Origin of the sequence: Curvibacter sp. CHRR-16 (assembly GCF_018474005.1) — a bacterium.
Lineage (GTDB): Bacteria > Pseudomonadota > Gammaproteobacteria > Burkholderiales > Burkholderiaceae_C > Allorhodoferax.
Genome location: NZ_JAHCSH010000005.1, coordinates 41,229 through 58,697, shown reverse-complemented (window position 1 = coordinate 58,697; position 17,469 = coordinate 41,229). Strand labels below are relative to the sequence as shown.

The following is a 17,469-nucleotide window of genomic DNA, read 5'->3' as shown; positions in this document are numbered from 1 at the left end:
AAATTCAAGCTCATGAGACCAAGTATGGCATGAGTTGTAGTTATCAAAGACGCCTTGATTTCAGTAGTTTGCGGCGGCGAAGGCAACCCTTAGTGGGGTTGCTGCGTACGCGCTGGTTCTTGGGCTGGTGCACACTCCGGCGTGCCCCGCAGCGCTTTTCTGCGGCGGCACGTCCGTGCAAGAGCCACGCGCAATCTCCGCTGCCATGCCGATGCTCTCGCCCAGCGTGGGGTGCGGGTGGATGGTCTTGCTGTGGCCGTTGGCAATGGCGCGGCCCGATGCGGCCCATAGGAACAAGCCCTGCATGCGTTTGGGCACTTAGCGTACCTTACATAACTGGGAAACCGGCATCCACGAGATCCCGTACAGCGCTTACAAGCTGCTGCGCTTGATGTCATGCTCGGCCGAAGGGCCGTACCCATGAAACTATGAGCGCAAAGACCATCATGCCAGCAGACAGCACAAAGGTCAGGTGCATCCCGGCGGCAATGGCCGAAGCAGTGGCATGCGCAAAGTCTTGCGTTCCTGCCCCCAGCGAGAAGACGGTGCCCAAGGCAGACGCGCCCACAATCAGACCGATATTGCGCGAGAGGCTGAGCAAGCCTGAGACTGTGCCGCGCCGCTGCTTGGGGGCATCCGCCAGCACAGCGGTATTGTTGGCCGACTGGAAGAGCTGATAGCCCGGAGTCAGGATGACGATGGAAAGCACGTAACCAGCAATGCCAATCATGTTCGGCAGGAACGCGAGCAAGCAAGCACCAACAGCCAACAGGACAAGCCCTAGGACCAGTACACGTCCACTGCCCCACGCATCAACCAGACGTCCCGAAGGAATACCACTGAAGATGGAAATGGCGGGGCCAATCGCCATGACAAGGCCAACCTGCGTTGCATTCAAGCCGAGAGCGAGCCCCAGATAGAAGGGAGCAAGCACCAGCGTCGCCATCATGACAGCGGCCACCAGCACGTTGACGAGCAGCTTGGGTGCCAAGCGTCGATCCATCACCGACCATCCAGTTGCAGATGCAGTAACGCCCTTTGCCGGATCGCCCGGTAGCGCCACCCCAGCCAGGAGAAAGGCGATGCACGCCAGCGGAAGCTGCAGCCAGAATATGCTGCGCCAGCCTACCTGCGCAATTAGCAGCCCACCAAGCGAAGGGCCAAGCGCCGTACCCAGCGCCGAGACGGTGCCGAGCAGCCCCATGGCTTGCCCTAGGCGCGCTTCACTGGTTGCCTGGCGCATCAGCGCCATGGTGAGCGTCATCAGAAAAGCCGCTCCAACACCCTGAAGTGCCCGCGCAGCAACAAGCAGCCACAGGTTCGGAGCAAGTCCACACAGTGCTGCCGCAACAGCGAACACAGCAAGTCCGGCCATGAGCATCGGTTTCAACCCGCGACTGTCGCCGAGTCGGCCAGCGATCAGCACCGAGACCGTCAAGGCCGCCAGGTAGGCGACGACGACTGCCTGTACCTGTGCGAAGGGGGCCGAGAAATTGGCGGCCAACGTCGGCAGCGCAATGTTGGCGATGCTGGTGCCCAGCGAAGCCAGCAGCATGGACAACCCCAGAGTGATCGTGATTCCCGTTTGTGTTTTCGCCGATGCGTGTGATTGCGCCTGTTTCATTGCCCTGCTCTCTTTCCAAAATTTCGAATTTCGGCTAGTGTGCAACTTCAAGACAACTTGAAGTCAAGCATGAAATTTCTGGACATTGGAGAAGTGACGGCAAAGAGCGCCGTCAAGCCCTCTGCGCTGCGCTATTACGAGGAAATCGGGCTGATTAGCTCGAGTGCACGCAATGGGCTGCGCAGGCAGTTTCCACCCGAAGTGCTTTTGCAACTCAAGCTGATTGCGATGGGCAAATCAGCGGGCTTTTCGCTGGAAGAAATTGCGGGAATGTTCGGCAGCAATGGTTTGCCGGATCTGCCCCGAGTTGTGCTGCATCAGAAGGCCGATGCGATTGACCGCCAAATCAAGGAACTGACTGCACTGCGCGACACGCTGCGCCACGTGGCCGACTGTCCGGCGCCGTCGCATTTGGAATGCGCTACCTTCCGGCGACTCGTAGAGGTAGCTGGCAAACGCAACATCCTGCATGCCAAGAAAAAGACAGCCACCACCAAGGCTACAAAACAGCGGTAGAGGATGCATCGAGGGTGATTGGCAGATAAAACCCGCACCAAAGGATACGGATAGGAAATTCAACAACATGAGCCCCGGTGTGTGTCATCGCGTTTGGGCTCGCGCAGCGGCGGCCCGCGTGCCGAGGTAATGTGGGGCGGCTCCAGTGGGCAAGGGTAGCGCCATGGCAACATGCTCCATCAAACTGTAAAACTGGACGTCTATCCTCTATCCACTGTTTCTGCTGCTTATACACATGACTCAATCCCTTTTCACCCCCGTCGATCTGTATTGCGAGCGACTCAGCCCGGATTTCTGGGCCGAGCCCGTCAACGCCATTTCCAATGCAGGGTTCTTGCTCGCAGCCTATTTTGCGTGGCGCCTGCTCCGGTCCCGAGGCCTTAAAACCTCTATCACAGCATGGATGTTGACGCTGATGGTTGCCGTGGTCGGTATCGGCAGCTTCCTCTTTCACACCTTTGCCGTGCGCTGGGCATTGTTTGCCGATGTCATCCCTATTTCAATCTATCAGGTACTGTTCCTGACTTTCTACCTGCATCAGGTTGCGCGACTCTCGGCATTGAAAGTTGGCGCGTGGATCATCGCCTTCTTCGCAACCACATACGGGTTTGATGCCCTGCCTGCGCAATGGCTGAACGGTTCCCTCTCATCCTACGGCTCCGCATGGCTCTTCGTAGCTGGGCTGGGCGTTTATCACTGGCGCACAGGCAAGCAGGAACCCAGAGCCTTGGCGCTTGCTGCTGGGGTGTTCAGCCTCTCGCTGATCTTCCGGTCAATGGATCTCGCCGTCTGTGAATACATCAGCATCGGCACGCACCTGTTCTGGCATCTGCTCAACAGTATGGTGCTATACCTCACGACACGGGCATTCCTTCTCAACCTGCGCATAACCCGACCAGCTGATCACAATCCATAGCGCGAAGCGGGCAACGACAGGGCCAAAATTGCAACAGCATGAGCCCCTGTATTGCACAGGTTTGCGGTTGCTAAGCCCCTCTGCTCTGGTGGGTTTGAGGGGGTGCCATGGTGCCCGAGGTCGATCCCGGCGAGTGCCATGGCGCTTGAGCGTGCACCGCGCGCAGACCATCGCGCAGCGGCGGCCCATGTGCCGAGGCAATGTCGGGCGGCTCTGATTCCACCCCGATGTGATCAAGGATTTGGCGTATGTCGATTGATTGAATCTGCACAGCAAAAAGCCCGAACCGTTGCCAGTTCGGGGTCGGTGTAGGCCACGCTAGGAATGACGCATGCGTTGAACGCGGCGCTGACCAGTTCGGCGGCAATCTTCTTGCCGTTGGGCGTGCGGCCTACGGCTTGCAGCACCAGGTCGTACACGCCTTCGCTCTTGGTGCCGTCCAAACCTTCGAACTGCACTTTGATGCCTTCGGGCGTTGCCTCGGCAGCCACCGTCTTGGTCTTGAGCATGATGTTGTCGAAGCGGTGGGCGTTCATCTTTTGCCAGACTTTGACCAGATCGCGGTCAGCGCCTTGCATCAGGCCGTCCATCATTTAGTACGGCAATACAGGCTGCTGCTCACAAAATGGACAGAGTGGCCGCTAGCCATGCCACCCTGCCCGGCCTCATCGCTGGCGCGCCTTGTGCTCACGGCGGCACTGCGCCTCCAGACTCTCGCCATAGCCCGCTTCCAACCCGGCAAGCACCCCGCAGGGCCATGCGGCGCTGTCGTACGCATCCAGATACCAATAGGGCGGCTCGGCAGCACAGATCTCCATCAGTTTGACTTGCCATATACCTTGCACCTTGTGAAGCACGGCCCAGAACATATTGTCAAGATCCGGGTTGCAATTAGCCGCCTTCGCCCAGTCGATCCTTTTGCCCGGAGGGCCCACAAGCTCCCCGATCAACATCGCCCACCCCGAGTCAATGTTGAGCCTGTCGACCTTGATGCGCACTGGCTGCCCCGCATCTTCAGCCGCCTTCGGACGCGCAGCGTCGAGAATGGCCGTCCGCTCGGAAACGCCAGCGCCCCAAGCGTTACCAGCGAACAGCCACACGATCAGCCACAAGCCCACAACGTACCGACCAGCAATGCTCATCCTCATGACCCCATGTTAATCAGCCAAAGCCCGCGTGCAATGCGCAGCACGCGGGAAACGAGAACCGAAGGGTTTGCACCGAAGCAGACCGGGCATAGTACGGCCACCTCCCCTTGCAGAAAACTCATCTTGAAGAAAATGCGCCGAACACTTCGGGCGGAACGCCACAGGAGGCTTCACCAGCCACCATGCATCGTGGCTGCACGAACGGCACGCAGGCAGAACAGCTCCGCGTATCACCAACAGATGCCCCGGGGAACACGACACACCGCAACGACTAGCGCGGACACTTCTTGTACTTTTTCAGCCGCTTGCACGCCGCCATGTAGCTGCCCCTGGCGTCATCCCATGTAGCTGCGGCGGGATCCATATGCAAAGCCGTCCAATACGCGTCCGCAGCATCTTTGTAGCGACCTACCTTGTAGTATGGCGCGGCGAGGTTGGCGTTGATGGGCCAGTTGTTATCAATCAGCTTCGCTCTTTCATAGAATACGATAGCCTCCACATATTCATTCATCCGCGAATGGAAATGCCCGGCCGACAACATGATCGTCCAGGAATCCGGCCTCGCTTCGATCAGCTGCTTGTAGATTGCTTTTGCCTGGCTGTTGAAGCCCGCCTCAAGAAGCCAGCTCGCTTTTGTTTGCATCAGCACTTCGCGTATCTCAGCGCAATCCTGCTCTATCGATTCAATATTCTTGATAGCCGTTTCAGACGTCTGGTTGATCTCATAGGCGTAGACGAGCCACATCGGATTCACACCCGTAACGCCGATTTCCACCAGCCGATCGACGCAAAGCACTGAAGGCTGTGTGAAGACATCATCTGCACCGTATGCGCTCGCAACGAACAGTGAGAGCGCGGCTGCTAAAAAGAACCACATATTTGATTTCCCCAATTGTGCGGTTTGGTCTGTCGCCTGCGCGAACATCTGCGGAGACATGCTGCATATCATGCGAAAACGGATAGGAGATTCAACCGCATAAAGCCCTGTATTGCACAGGTTTGCGGCTGCTAAGCCCGTCTGCTCTGGTGGGTTTGAGGGAGTGGCATGGTGCCCGAAGTCGATTCCGGCGTGTGCCATGGCGCTTGAGCGTGCACCGCGCGCAGACCATCGCGCAGCGGCGGCCCATGTGCCGAGGCAATGTCGGGCGGCTCTGATTCCACCCCGATGTGATCACAGCAAAAAGCCCGAACCGTCGCCAGTTCGGGCTTTTGTCTTGCAGCAGTTAGCTTGACTTACTTCTTCTGAGGCGGCACATCCGTGCAGCTACCGTGCGCAATCTCCGCTGCCATGCCGATGCTCTCGCCCAGCGTGGGGTGCGGGTGGATGGTCTTACCGATGTCCACTGCGTCTGCACCCATTTCGATGGCCAAGGCGATCTCGCCGATCATGTCGCCAGCGTGTGTACCGACGATGCCACCGCCGAGGATCTTGCCGTGGCCGTGGGCTTCGGGGCTGTCGTCAAACAGGAGCTTGGTGTAGCCCTCGTCGCGGCCGTTGGCAATGGCGCGGCCCGATGCGGTCCAGGGGAACAAGCCCTTCTTGACCTTGATGCCTTGGGCTTTGGCCTGGTCTTCGGTAAGCCCCACCCATGCCACTTCGGGGTCGGTGTAGGCCACGGATGGAATGACGCGGGCGTTGAACGCAGCGCTGGCCAACTCGGCGTTGCCTTGCAGTTCACCGGCAATGACTTCAGCGGCCACATGCGCTTCGTGCACAGCCTTGTGCGCCAGCATGGGCTGGCCCACGATGTCGCCGATGGCGAAGATGTGGGGCACGTTGGTGCGCATCTGGATATCGACGGGGATGAAGCCGCGGTCGCTCACGGCCACGCCAGCAGCTTCTGCGGCGATCTTCTTGCCGTTGGGCGTTGCTTCGGCAGCCACCGTCTTGGTCTTGAGCATGATGTTGTCAAAACGGAGGGCGAACCTCGCGATCGTCCGTTGTTTCGGCCAGTTCACTTAACCGTCAGTGATTGGATCAACTTCACCAACACATCCACATCCGTTGCAGGATTGATGCTACTTGTCGCCGTTCCGTGCCTGCGCAGTTGCTCTGCGTAGGTTAGTGCATCGTTAAGCCTTCCCTTCAATTGACCATAAACACCTTCTTGCCCCTTGTTGTACTTTGCAAAGCCCGGTTTGGTTTTCAAGGTGGATACGACTTGATCACCCACGGACTTTTTCCCGGCCGCATGAAACGGCTGGTCGGTATAGCCAAAGTGCAGCAGTAGCCAAACTTCAAAGCATGGAGTGGAGGTGATCGCCACAAACGGTTGCCCGGCTGCACTCAAATCTTTGGTGCGTTGCACAGCGTCGTTGAAGGTTGTGTGCTTGTCCCTGTCAAACACGCAATACACCGTGTCAAAGGTATCGCCAGCCGCCGCATCTTCTTCATACAGGGCCACCGCATGTGCCACTACACGATCTGGAGACACTCCATCGTTGGGCGCAATGCGAACGATCTGCGGACGAATGCCCAAGTCATCCAGCAAATCACGGAAGTAATGGGGCTCAGTCTTTGTCCCTTCACAGACGACCAAATAACGCTTGTTGCGCGCCCGTTCGCGCCTTTGCCGCTGCAAGGCTGCGCTTGCGCGTGCCTTGCGTTTGTGAAAAAGATCTTCAGACCCCATAGAAGTCCAAGTCCTTCAAGAACGGAATGCCACCGTATCGACCATTGAGATACCCGCGTTCAATGGCTTCGTTGTCGCGTGGGCTGAAGTCAGATAGCGGGTACAAGTGGGTGGCACTTTTATCGTCTTTCTCCATGAACCAAACCTGATCACGCCGCAACAGCTTCTGGCTAAGCAGCGTGGTGTCGTGTGTCGTAAAAATGAGTTGCGCCTTGGTCCCCTCGTGGTGCAGGCGTTTGACCAAGTGGTGCACTAGCAAGGGGTGCAGGCTGGTGTCCAACTCGTCTACTACCAACACCCGCTCGTTTTCAATCACATCCAGCCATGGTCCAGCAAAGGCGAATAGCGCGCGGGTACCGTCAGACTCCTCAGATTCGTCAAACTCCACGACCTCGGCAGTGTTGATGTCCTTGTGAACGAAACGAGGTTCCACCAATTTGCGACCAGCCATGTCCTTTAAAAACTCGTCCCGGATAGCTGCAGGCAGTTCCTTTGGCAAGGACTCTGCCGAAAACACGGATTCTTTCAGTCGGATATCAGCAATAGACAGATCAGCCGAATTCATGAACGCAACCACTTTTTGGCGGTCTTCATCCTTGGCGCAGCGCCGCAATGTATAGCCAGGGCTAAAACCACGCACTGAGTCATGCACGCGTAGGCGCAATTTGAACCATTCAAACGCCGACTTGAGTTGCTCGTTGTTCAGTTGGATCGCCGTTGAAAAAAACAGGGCATTGGAGCGGGTTTGTTCTTTCCAAAGGTCATGACGCGCCTTTCCTCCAAGGAATGATGTGCTGAACTTGTAGATATCTTTCCCCGCTTTGGCATCGAACACCCGATGGAACCATTTTTGCGCCCGGCCCAGTGGATAGGCGATGAGCCACTCTTCAGTAAAGCGCTCGGAGTTGCAGCAAAAGCCATATTCGTAGCGAACACCCTGTTCCACAAAGGTCACTTCAAACTCGCTGTCGGCAGCACGTGAGGCCGCCGTTAGCTTGAAAGGCACCACATCAATGGCATCCCCGGCTTGGCTTTCCTTTTGCGAGTTGAGCACCTGATCCTCTACAAACCGTAGCGCCTGAATCAGCGTGCTCTTGCCAGACGCATTGGGGCCATACAGCACCGTAGAACGCAACAAACGAGGCACACCATCATCTTGATCGGGGATGAAAGTGTTAAGCGATTCCAGCTCTTTGAAATAGCTGGATGCGGCCATATTCAGCGTCTGGCGCTCTAAAATAGACCGGTAGTTGGTGACCGAAAACTCGATAAGCATGATGCAATCCTACACCTTTATGCCTTTATTTGCACAACAAACGCAAAAAACCATGCATATTTCTATTTACACCTCCCGCAAAAGCCCGCTGTATCAGCAAGGTGAACAAGGCGTCAAGCTGGACGAAGGCATGCGTTGGGTAGCGATTGAAATCTAACGATCGACGGCTTCAACCGTGAGCAAGGGCTTAGACATCGCTTGAGACGAGCAGAAGATTGAATAACGCTTTGTAGTGTGCCCTAGGACCGATTGTTACCCTTTGCGCCACAGCGCGCAGGTTATTAGCCAGATGGAACTGATGCAAACATTGCGCACAGTTTTTTGATGAAGCAAAGGCCAAACACGTGCAGGGAAAGCGGTTAACACCAGGCGTCTAGAAAACACAAAGCCCGAACCGTCGCCAGTTCGGGCTTTTGTCTTGCAGCAGTTAGCTTGACTTACTTCTTCTGAGGCGGCACATCCGTGCAGCTGCCGTGCGCAATCTCCGCTGCCATACCAATGCTCTCGCCCAGCGTGGGGTGCGGGTGGATGGTCTTGCCGATGTCCACGGCATCTGCGCCCATCTCGATGGCCAGGGCGATTTCGCCAATCATGTCACCCGCGTGGGTGCCGACGATGCCACCGCCGAGGATCTTGCCGTGGCCGTGGGCTTCGGGGCTGTCGTCAAACAGGAGCTTGGTGTAGCCCTCGTCGCGGCCGTTGGCAATGGCGCGGCCCGATGCGGTCCAGGGGAACAGGCCCTTCTTGACCTTGATGCCTTGGGCTTTGGCTTGGTCTTCAGTGAGGCCGACCCAAGCCACTTCGGGGTCGGTGTAGGCCACGGATGGAATGACGCGGGCGTTGAACGCGGCGCTGGCCAGTTCGGCGTTGCCTTGCAGTTCACCGGCAATGACTTCAGCGGCCACGTGCGCTTCGTGCACGGCTTTGTGCGCCAGCATGGGCTGGCCCACGATGTCGCCAATAGCGAAGATGTGGGGCACGTTGGTGCGCATCTGGATATCGACGGGGATGAAGCCGCGGTCGCTCACGGCCACGCCAGCAGCTTCTGCGGCGATCTTCTTGCCGTTGGGTGTGCGGCCCACGGCTTGCAGCACCAGGTCGTACACGCCTTCGCTCTTGGTGCCGTCCAAACCTTCGAACTGCACTTTGATGCCTTCGGGCGTTGCCTCGGCAGCCACCGTCTTGGTCTTGAGCATGATGTTGTCGAAGCGGTGGGCGTTCATCTTTTGCCAGACTTTGACCAGATCGCGGTCAGCGCCTTGCATCAGGCCGTCCATCATTTCCACCACGTCCAGGCGGGCACCCAGCGTGCTGTACACGGTGCCCATTTCCAAGCCGATGATGCCGCCGCCGACGATGAGCATTTTCTTGGGCACGCCGGCCAAGGCCAAAGCGCCGGTGCTATCGACCACGCGGGGATCGTTGGGCATGAAGGGCAGGCGCACCGCTTGCGAGCCTGCTGCGATGATGGCGCGCTTGAAGGCCACCACTTTTTTGCTGCCGCTCTTGTCTTGGCCGCTGCCCGTGGTTTCTTCCACTTGCAGGTGGTTGGCACCCACAAACTGGCCGAAACCGCGCACCACGGTGACCTTGCGCATCTTGGCCATGGCAGCCAAGCCGCCAGTGAGCTTGCCGATGACTTTTTCTTTGTGGCCGCGCAGTTTGTCCACGTTGACCGCCGGCTTGCCAAAGTCCACGCCCAGGTCGGCCATGTGGCTGACTTCGTCCATGACGGCAGCGACGTGCAGCAGCGCTTTGGAGGGGATGCAGCCCACGTTCAAGCACACACCGCCCAGGGTGGCGTAGCGCTCGACGATAACGACCTTCAGACCCAAATCCGCAGCGCGGAATGCTGCTGAGTAACCGCCGGGGCCGCCGCCCAAGACCAGCACGTCACAGTCCAGATCGGCGCTGCCGCCGAACTGGGCCGCTGTGGGAGCGGAAATGGGAGCAGTTGCGGGTGCCGCCACGGCTGTGGATGCTGCAGAATTGATAGCTGCACCAGCAGTACTGGCGGGCGCTGCAGGCGCATTGGCTGCAGATACACCATCCACTTCCAGCGACGCAATCACGCTGCCTTTGTTCACGGTGTCACCCAGCTTGACCGTGAGCGCTTTGATGACGCCTGCGTGGCTAGAGGGGATTTCCATGGAGGCTTTGTCGCTCTCCACGGTAATCAGACTCTGGTCCACCTTGACGGTGTCGCCCACTTTGACCAGCAGCTCAATGACGCCCACGTCCTTGAAGTCGCCGATGTCGGGCACTTGGATATCGATAGTTGCCATATGCCGGACTCCTTACAGCAGGATGCGGCGGTAGTCCGCCAGCACTTGGCCCAAGTAGGCGTTAAAGCGCGCAGCCGATGCACCGTCGATGACGCGGTGGTCATACGACAGCGACAGCGGCAGCATGAGACGGGGCACAAAGGCCTTGCCGTCCCACACGGGCTGCATGCTGCTCTTGGACAGGCCGAGGATGGCGACTTCGGGCGCGTTCACGATGGGTGTGAAGTGCGTACCGCCAATGCCACCCAGCGAGCTGATGGAGAAGCAACCGCCGGTCATGTCAGCAGGGCCCAGTTTGCCGTCGCGGGCTTTCTTGGCCAGTTCGCCCATCTCGGCGCTGATCTGCATGATGCCCTTCTTGTCCGCATCGCGCAGCACTGGCACCACCAAGCCGTTGGGCGTATCGGCTGCAAAGCCGATGTGGTAGTACTGCTTGTAGACGAGGTTGTCGCCATCCAAGCTGGTGTTGAACTCGGGGAATTTCTTGAGCGCAGCGACCACGGCCTTGATAACGAAAGCCAGCATGGTGACCTTGGCACCGCTCTTCTCGTTCTCTTTGTTGGTAGAGACGCGGAAGGCTTCCAAGTCGGTGATGTCGGCCAAGTCGTTGTTGGTGACATGGGGGATCATCACCCAGTTGCGGTGCAGGTTGGCACCACTGATCTTCTTGATGCGCGACAGCGGCTTGGCTTCGATGGCGCCAAACTTGGCAAAGTCCACCTTGGGCCATGGCAGCAAGTCCAACCCTGCGCCAGAACCACCACCAGCAGGTGCCTTGGCGGCTTGCGCTTGGGTTTGCACGGCACCGGCCATGACGGAGCGGGTAAAGCCTTCTACGTCAGTTTGGGTGATGCGGCCTTTGGGGCCTGTGCCCTTCACCTCGGCCAATGGCACGCCCAAAATGCGGGCGAATTTGCGCACCGATGGCGATGCATGGGGCAAGCCCAGTGGTGCAGCGCCGGGTGCGTGGGCGGGCACAGCAGCAGGAGCAGAGGCTGTGGCTGGAGCCGAAGCCACTGCAGGGGCTGCAGCAGCCACAGGTGCACTAGCTACAGCCGCAGGAGCTGCGGCGGGAGCAGGAGCCGCAGCGCCTGCAGCGGCGGTGCCTTGCACCACGGCGATGAGGTCGCCGATGTTGATCTTGTCACCCAGCTTGACCTTGATCTCTTGCACCACGCCAGCCACGCTGGAGGGGATTTCCATAGAGGCTTTGTCGCTCTCCACGGTGATCAGGCTTTGCTCCAACTTCACAGTGTCGCCAGCTTTGACCAAGATCTCGATAACGGCTACGTCTTTGAAGTCGCCGATATCGGGGACATGCACCTGCACAGGGCCAGCCGCTACAGAATTAATAGCGGGCACAGCAGCAGCCACGGGCGCTGCAGCCGCACTGGCCACAGAAGCTGCTGCGGGAGCTGCCACAGGGGCAGCGGCGGGCGCAGGCGCAGACATAGCCACTGTTGCAGCGCCTTCAGCGTCCAACACCACCACCAGCGAGCCTTCTTTGACCTTGTCGCCCAGCGCCACTTTGATTTCCTTGACCACCCCAGCGTGGCTGGAAGGAATCTCCATCGACGCTTTGTCGCTCTCGACGGTAATCAGGCTCTGCTCGGCCTTGACGGTGTCACCCACCTTGACCAGCAACTCGATAACACCCACCTCGGCAAAGTCGCCGATGTCGGGCACTTTCACATCTATCAATGCCATGTTCGTGTCTCCGTCTCGCGCTTAGGCGTACAGGGGGTTGATCTTGTCAGCCTTGATGCCGTACTTGGCAATGGCTTCTGCGACCTTAGCGGCGGGCACTGTGCCCTCCTCTGCCAGCGCCTTGAGTGCAGCCACCACGATGTAGTGGCGGTTGATCTCAAAGTGCTCGCGCAGCTTGGTGCGGAAGTCGCTGCGGCCAAAACCGTCGGTACCCAAGACCTTGTATGCACGTCCCTTGGGAATGAAGGGGCGAATCTGCTCCACGTAGCTCTTGATGTAATCGGTCGACGCGATCACAGGACCGGTAGTGCCTTCAAGCTGTTGCTCCACGAAGGACTTGCGCGGTGTTTCCAGCGGGTGCAACATGTTCCAGCGTTCAGCGTCCTGACCGTCACGACCCAGTTCGTTGAAGCTGGGGCAACTCCACACATCGGCTTGCACGCCCCAGTCCTTGGCCAGCAGCTCTTGCGCAGCGATGGATTCGCGCAGAATGGTGCCGCTGCCCAGCAGTTGCACGCGTTGTTTGCCCTTGGCCTCACCGGGTTTGCACAGGTACATACCCTTGATGATTTGCTCTTCGGTGCCAGCAGTCAGGCCTGGCATGGCGTAGTTTTCGTTGAGCAGCGTCAGGTAGTAGTAGACGTTCTCTTGCTTTTCCACCATGCGCTTCAAGCCATGGTGGATGATGACCGCTACTTCGTGCGCAAAGGTGGGGTCGTAGCTCACGCAGTTGGGGATGGTGCCCGCAATGATGTGGCTATGGCCGTCTTCGTGCTGCAAGCCTTCGCCGTTGAGCGTGGTGCGGCCCGATGTGCCACCCAGCAAGAAGCCGCGTGCTTGCATGTCGCCAGCGGCCCAAGCCAAGTCGCCAATGCGCTGGAAGCCGAACATCGAGTAGTAGATGTAGAACGGCACCATGATGCGGTTGCTGGTGCTGTAGCTCGTCGCTGCAGCGATCCAGCTGGCCATGCCGCCGGCTTCGTTGATGCCTTCTTGCAGGATCTGCCCGGCTTTGTCCTCGCGGTAGTACATCACCTGGTCTTTGTCCACCGGGGTGTAGAGCTGGCCTTTGGGGTTGTAGATGCCGATCTGGCGGAACAGACCTTCCATACCAAATGTACGCGCTTCGTCCACCAAGATAGGCACGATGCGTGGGCCCAGAGCCTGGTCGCGCAGCAACTGAGTCAGGAAACGCACATAGGCTTGGGTGGTGGAGATTTCACGGCCTTCGGCAGTGGGTTCCAGCACGGCCTTGAAGGTTTCCAGCGCGGGCACGGTAAAGCTCTCGTCAGCCTTGGTGCGGCGGTGCGGCAAGTAACCGCCCAACGCTTTGCGGCGCTCGTGCAAGTACTTCATCTCGGGCGTATCGTCCGCAGGCTTGTAATACGGTACTTTGTGCAGTTCGCTGTCTGGCACTGGGATGTTGAAGCGGTCGCGGATGTACTTGATGTCCTCGTCGCTGAGCTTCTTGGTCTGGTGCACGGTGTTCTTGCCTTCACCGGCCTTGCCCATGCCATAGCCTTTAACGGTCTTGATGAGCAAGACTGTCGGCTGCGCCTTGCGGTTTTGGGCAGCGTGGAAGGCAGCGTACACCTTCTGTGGATCGTGGCCGCCACGGCGCAGTTCGAAGATTTCTTCATCGGTCATGTGCTCGACCAGCTTGGCGGTCTCAGGGTACTTGCCAAAGAAATTCTTGCGGATGAAAGCGCCGTCGTTGGCCTTCATGGCTTGGTAGTCGCCATCCAAGGTTTCCATCATCAACTGGCGCAGCTTGCCCGAGGTGTCGCGGGCCAACAGAGCATCCCAGCCAGATCCCCACAGCAGCTTGACCACGTTCCAGCCAGCGCCACGGAATTCGCCTTCCAGTTCTTGGATGATCTTGCCGTTGCCGCGCACAGGACCGTCCAGACGCTGCAGGTTGCAGTTGATCACGAAGACTAGGTTGTCCAGGTTTTCGCGTGCGGCCAAGCCGATAGCGCCCAAGGATTCGGGTTCGTCCATTTCGCCGTCGCCGCAGAACACCCAGACCTTGCGGTTTTCGGTGTTGGCAATGCCACGGGCGTGCAGGTACTTCAGGAAACGGGCTTGGTAAATCGCCATCAATGGGCCCAAGCCCATGGACACGGTGGGGAACTGCCAAAACTCGGGCATGAGTTTGGGGTGGGGGTAGCTGGAGAGGCCTTTGCCATCCACCTCTTGGCGGAAGCTGTCCAACTGCGTATCGGTCAGGCGACCTTCGAGATAAGCACGGGCGTAAATGCCAGGGGCGCTATGGCCTTGCACGTAGATGCAATCACCGCCGTGGTTTTCGCTCTCAGCGTGCCAGAAGTGGTTAAAGCCTGCGCCCAGCATAGAAGCCAGCGAGGCAAATGAACCGATGTGGCCACCCAAGTCGCCACCGTCTTCAGGGTTGAGGCGGTTGGCACGCACCACCATGGCCATGGCGTTCCAGCGCATGTAGGCGCGCAAGCGCTTTTCGATGGCGATATTGCCGGGGCAGTGGGCTTCTTGTTCAGGCTCAATGGTGTTCACGTAGCCAGTGGTGGCTGAGAACGGCATGTCGATGCTGTTCTCGCGCGCGTGTTCGAGCAGTTGCTCAATCAGAAAGTGTGCGCGTTCTTTGCCTTCGTTCTTGATGACCGCGCTCAGGGCGTCCATCCATTCGCGGGTTTCTTGGTTGTCCACGTCGGAACCACCCAAGGTTTGTGGGTTTTCTGCGGCCATCTCTAGGTCTCCTCTTGACTAAGAAAAATGCGGTTAGCGGCGCGAGTCTAGTGTATTCGCCATCATTTTTCAAATCGTGCTTAGACATTTCACATATTGAAAAATTGCTGCAATGCACCAAGCCTCTACACTCGCCACCTATGGTCAAGCCCCCGCTAATCCCCTTACTACCCAAGGTGCAAAATGCCCGCCACTGGTGGCAGCGCCTTACCCCCACGCGCCAAGACCGCTTGGCCATGCTCGCGCCCCTGGTCACGGTGCTGGTGTTCTTTGCGGCCATCGTGGCAGCACTGAGCTATTTGCAGCTAGAAGAAATAGACCGCGACGAACAAGCATTGCGCCGCGATGTGGAATACGCCCAGCAACGCTTGCGTCTGCGTTTGCTGGAACCGCAAGAACGCATCACACGCTTGTCGCACGAAGTGAGTGCGGGCGAAGTCGACGCCGACGTGTTTCGCCAGCGGGTGCGCGGGCTGATGGAAAGCTATCCCGAGATACAAGCCATGGCTTGGGTGGATGAAAGACAGCGCACGCGCTCGCACCACGGTATGAGCAGCGATGCTCCGCTGCTGGAGCAAAACCAGCGCTTTGAAGGCTATAGCCAAGCCCGGCGCACGCGACTATTCCTGTATGCACGCCCAATGCAAGACAAGGACAGCCCCCAGTTGCTGCAAATGTTTGCCCCCATGGTGGCACGTGACCGCTTTGTAGGTGTATTGATTGCCGAAATATCTGTGGATGGTTTGTTCAGCCATGGCATTCCGTCAGAGATCAGCGCCCGCTATGCCGTGTCCTTGCGCGACCATGATGGCCATTTGTTGGCTGGCCGCGCAGTGCCGCTGCGCCGCGATCCGGGCAACCTGATTCCGTGGCGTCGCCCTAACCACGAATACAGTCTGCCTGTCACGCCGCTGGGGACAGGCATGCGCATCCAAGCCCAAACCTACCGCACCTCGCAGGGGTTGATCGGTAGCGGTCTGTTCTGGTTGCTCGCCGCATCGAGCTTGCTCACCGCTTGGATGCTCATAGGCAACTGGCGTCACACCCGCAGTCGGCAGAAAGCGCAACAAGCTTTGGTGGCCGAAACCAATTTTCGCCGCGCCATGGAAAATTCCATGCTCACCGGCATGCGGGCCATGGATTTGCAAGGTCGCATTACCTACGTCAACCCTGCTTTTTGCCAAATGACGGGGTGGAACGAAGAAGAGCTGATTGGTTTGAGCGCCCCTTTCCCCTTCTGGCCTGAAAGCGACAAAGAACAACTGGCTAGCATGCTGGAAGAGGAAATGCGTGGCAACCACACCCCCGGCGGCATGCAAGTGCGGGTCAAACGGCGCGATGGCACCATCTTCGACGCACGCTTGTACCTCTCGCCACTCATTGATGCCATGGGCACGCAAACCGGTTGGGTGACGTCGATGACCGACATCACCGAGCCCAACCGCGTGCGCCAGCAATTGGCGGCTGCCCACCAACGCTTTACCACGGTGCTGGAAGCACTGGATGCTTCTATTTCCGTCGCCCCCCTGGGCAGCAAAGAGCTGCTGTTCGCCAACAAGCTCTACCGCCAGTGGTTTGGCCTGCAGGCCGATGGCCATTTGGAGCTGGTCATGCAAGGTGGCATGCCCATGGAGCAAGGCGATGGAGAGGATTCGGTAGACAGCTTTGCCGGACTGCCCACCACCAGCCTATCCGACAGCGATACTGAGAGTGCCGAAATCTACATTCCCCAACTGGGCAAATGGCTGGAAGTACGCACCCGTTACCTGAGTTGGGTCGATGGCCGCTTGGCGCAACTGGTCATTGCCACCGACATCAGCACGCGCCGCGAAGCCGAACAACAAGCAGCCCAGCAAGCCGAGCGAGCCCAATCGGTCAGCCGACTTATCACCATGGGCGAAATGGCATCGAGCGTAGCGCACGAACTGAACCAACCGCTCACCGCCATCACCAACTATTGCAGCGGCATGCTGGCACGCTTGGAAGCCCAAGCCATCACCGAAGAAGAGTTGCTGGGCGCGCTCGAAAAAACCAACCGCCAAGCGCAACGGGCGGGGCAAATCATCCAGCGCATTCGCTCCTTTGTGAAACGCAGCGAACCCAAGCGCACGCTCTCAGATATTGAAACCATGGTCAACGAAGCGGTGGAGTTGGCCGACATTGAGATGCGCAAATTCCGCGTGCGCTTGAGCCACTATTTGGCCGCTCGCCTGCCCAAACTGATGGTGGATCCCATCTTGATCGAGCAGGTGTTGGTCAATCTGCTGCGCAATGCGGCCGAATCCGTCAACGCAGCCGATCGAGCCCTCACCCAGCGCTTTGTAGAGCTGCGCGTGCTACCGCGGGAGGTCGATGGCAAAAAGGTGGTGGAATTCAGCGTGACCGATTCGGGCAAAGGCCTGAGCCACGAAGTACAAGAGCGCTTGTTTGAAGCCTTCTTCTCCACCAAGACCAACGGCATGGGCATTGGCTTGAGTTTGTGCCGTTCCATCGTCGAGTCCCATATGGGGCGGATGGTGGCTGAGAACCTCTACAATGCCCATCAGGAAGTAACGGGCTGCCGCTTCTCGTTCTGGATTCCCATTACCGAGTTGCCAGCACTGCCCGACGAGACCGCATCAGAAAACTGAGGAACACGGA

At 58.4% G+C, this 17,469-nt stretch carries 12 protein-coding genes and 2 pseudogenes; 3 read left to right on the top strand and 11 right to left on the bottom strand.

Annotated features, from left to right (window positions below; genetic code table 11):
* Nucleotides 1–60: 60 nt before the first annotated feature.
* Nucleotides 61–318 (bottom strand): hypothetical protein, encoded by a 258-nt coding sequence (locus KIK84_RS12020; RefSeq protein WP_214123605.1) that lies wholly within the window; start codon nucleotides 316–318, stop codon nucleotides 61–63.
* 76 nt (nucleotides 319–394) lie between these two features.
* The gene (locus tag KIK84_RS12015) at nucleotides 395–1,624 is read right to left on the bottom strand and encodes an MFS transporter (RefSeq protein ID WP_214123348.1); all 1,230 of its coding nucleotides are present in this window, start codon (nucleotides 1,622–1,624) and stop codon (nucleotides 395–397) included.
* Between the two features lie 69 nt (nucleotides 1,625–1,693).
* On the opposite strand from KIK84_RS12015, the gene KIK84_RS12010 reads away from it, so the two are divergent.
* Both KIK84_RS12010 and KIK84_RS12005 read left to right on the top strand, forming a co-directional pair.
* Nucleotides 1,694–2,140 carry a helix-turn-helix domain-containing protein gene (locus KIK84_RS12010; protein ID WP_214123347.1) on the top strand — a complete coding sequence of 149 codons (447 nt, stop codon included), beginning with the start codon at nucleotides 1,694–1,696 and terminating at the stop codon, nucleotides 2,138–2,140.
* Nucleotides 2,141–2,375: 235 nt separating this feature from the next.
* Complete coding sequence (locus tag KIK84_RS12005; RefSeq protein WP_214123346.1) at nucleotides 2,376–3,056, top strand: ceramidase domain-containing protein; 681 nt, start codon at nucleotides 2,376–2,378, stop codon at nucleotides 3,054–3,056.
* Between the two features lie 284 nt (nucleotides 3,057–3,340).
* Here KIK84_RS12005 and KIK84_RS12000 read toward each other — a convergent pair.
* The 9 genes and pseudogenes from KIK84_RS12000 to aceE all read right to left on the bottom strand — a co-directional run.
* Nucleotides 3,341–3,649, bottom strand: a pseudogene (locus tag KIK84_RS12000) (hypothetical protein); the annotation flags it as partial.
* A gap of 72 nt (nucleotides 3,650–3,721) precedes the next feature.
* The gene (locus KIK84_RS11995) at nucleotides 3,722–4,198 is read right to left on the bottom strand and encodes a hypothetical protein (protein ID WP_214123345.1); all 477 of its coding nucleotides are present in this window, start codon (nucleotides 4,196–4,198) and stop codon (nucleotides 3,722–3,724) included.
* Between the two features lie 277 nt (nucleotides 4,199–4,475).
* The gene (locus KIK84_RS11990; RefSeq protein WP_214123344.1) at nucleotides 4,476–5,282 is read right to left on the bottom strand and encodes a tetratricopeptide repeat protein; all 807 of its coding nucleotides are present in this window, start codon (nucleotides 5,280–5,282) and stop codon (nucleotides 4,476–4,478) included.
* Nucleotides 5,283–5,437: 155 nt separating this feature from the next.
* Nucleotides 5,438–6,127, bottom strand: a pseudogene (locus KIK84_RS11985) (oxidoreductase dimerization domain-containing protein); the annotation flags it as partial.
* A gap of 32 nt (nucleotides 6,128–6,159) precedes the next feature.
* Nucleotides 6,160–6,837, bottom strand: a complete 678-nt coding sequence (locus tag KIK84_RS11980; RefSeq protein WP_214123343.1) for an RloB family protein — start codon at nucleotides 6,835–6,837, stop codon at nucleotides 6,160–6,162.
* Entirely contained in the window at nucleotides 6,827–8,113 is a 1,287-nt protein-coding gene (locus tag KIK84_RS11975; protein ID WP_214123342.1) for an AAA family ATPase, read from the bottom strand. Before KIK84_RS11975 ends, KIK84_RS11980 begins: the two co-directional genes overlap by 11 nt.
* A gap of 437 nt (nucleotides 8,114–8,550) precedes the next feature.
* Nucleotides 8,551–10,398 carry a dihydrolipoyl dehydrogenase gene (lpdA, locus tag KIK84_RS11970; RefSeq protein ID WP_214123341.1) on the bottom strand — a complete coding sequence of 616 codons (1,848 nt, stop codon included), beginning with the start codon at nucleotides 10,396–10,398 and terminating at the stop codon, nucleotides 8,551–8,553.
* Between the two features lie 12 nt (nucleotides 10,399–10,410).
* Nucleotides 10,411–12,105, bottom strand: a complete 1,695-nt coding sequence (gene aceF / locus KIK84_RS11965) for a dihydrolipoyllysine-residue acetyltransferase (protein ID WP_214123340.1) — start codon at nucleotides 12,103–12,105, stop codon at nucleotides 10,411–10,413.
* Nucleotides 12,106–12,126: 21 nt separating this feature from the next.
* Nucleotides 12,127–14,829 carry a pyruvate dehydrogenase (acetyl-transferring), homodimeric type gene (gene aceE / locus KIK84_RS11960; RefSeq protein WP_214123339.1) on the bottom strand — a complete coding sequence of 901 codons (2,703 nt, stop codon included), beginning with the start codon at nucleotides 14,827–14,829 and terminating at the stop codon, nucleotides 12,127–12,129.
* A 140-nt stretch (nucleotides 14,830–14,969) separates the two neighbouring features.
* Between aceE and KIK84_RS11955 the strand changes: the two genes are divergently transcribed.
* Complete coding sequence (locus tag KIK84_RS11955; protein ID WP_214123338.1) at nucleotides 14,970–17,459, top strand: PAS domain S-box protein; 2,490 nt, start codon at nucleotides 14,970–14,972, stop codon at nucleotides 17,457–17,459.
* The last annotated feature ends 10 nt before the right edge of the window (nucleotides 17,460–17,469 follow it).

Coding starts and splice junctions, on each gene's coding strand:
- KIK84_RS12015 (WP_214123348.1), bottom strand. CDS start 1,624: ATGAAACAGGCGCAATCACACGCATCGGCGAAAACACAAACGGGAATC.
- KIK84_RS12010 (WP_214123347.1), top strand. CDS start 1,694: ATGAAATTTCTGGACATTGGAGAAGTGACGGCAAAGAGCGCCGTCAAG.
- KIK84_RS12005 (WP_214123346.1), top strand. CDS start 2,376: ATGACTCAATCCCTTTTCACCCCCGTCGATCTGTATTGCGAGCGACTC.
- KIK84_RS11995 (WP_214123345.1), bottom strand. CDS start 4,198: ATGAGCATTGCTGGTCGGTACGTTGTGGGCTTGTGGCTGATCGTGTGG.
- KIK84_RS11990 (WP_214123344.1), bottom strand. CDS start 5,282: ATGGCACACGCCGGAATCGACTTCGGGCACCATGCCACTCCCTCAAAC.
- KIK84_RS11980 (WP_214123343.1), bottom strand. CDS start 6,837: ATGGGGTCTGAAGATCTTTTTCACAAACGCAAGGCACGCGCAAGCGCA.
- KIK84_RS11975 (WP_214123342.1), bottom strand. CDS start 8,113: ATGCTTATCGAGTTTTCGGTCACCAACTACCGGTCTATTTTAGAGCGC.
- lpdA (WP_214123341.1), bottom strand. CDS start 10,398: ATGGCAACTATCGATATCCAAGTGCCCGACATCGGCGACTTCAAGGAC.
- aceF (WP_214123340.1), bottom strand. CDS start 12,105: ATGGCATTGATAGATGTGAAAGTGCCCGACATCGGCGACTTTGCCGAG.
- aceE (WP_214123339.1), bottom strand. CDS start 14,829: ATGGCCGCAGAAAACCCACAAACCTTGGGTGGTTCCGACGTGGACAAC.
- KIK84_RS11955 (WP_214123338.1), top strand. CDS start 14,970: ATGGTCAAGCCCCCGCTAATCCCCTTACTACCCAAGGTGCAAAATGCC.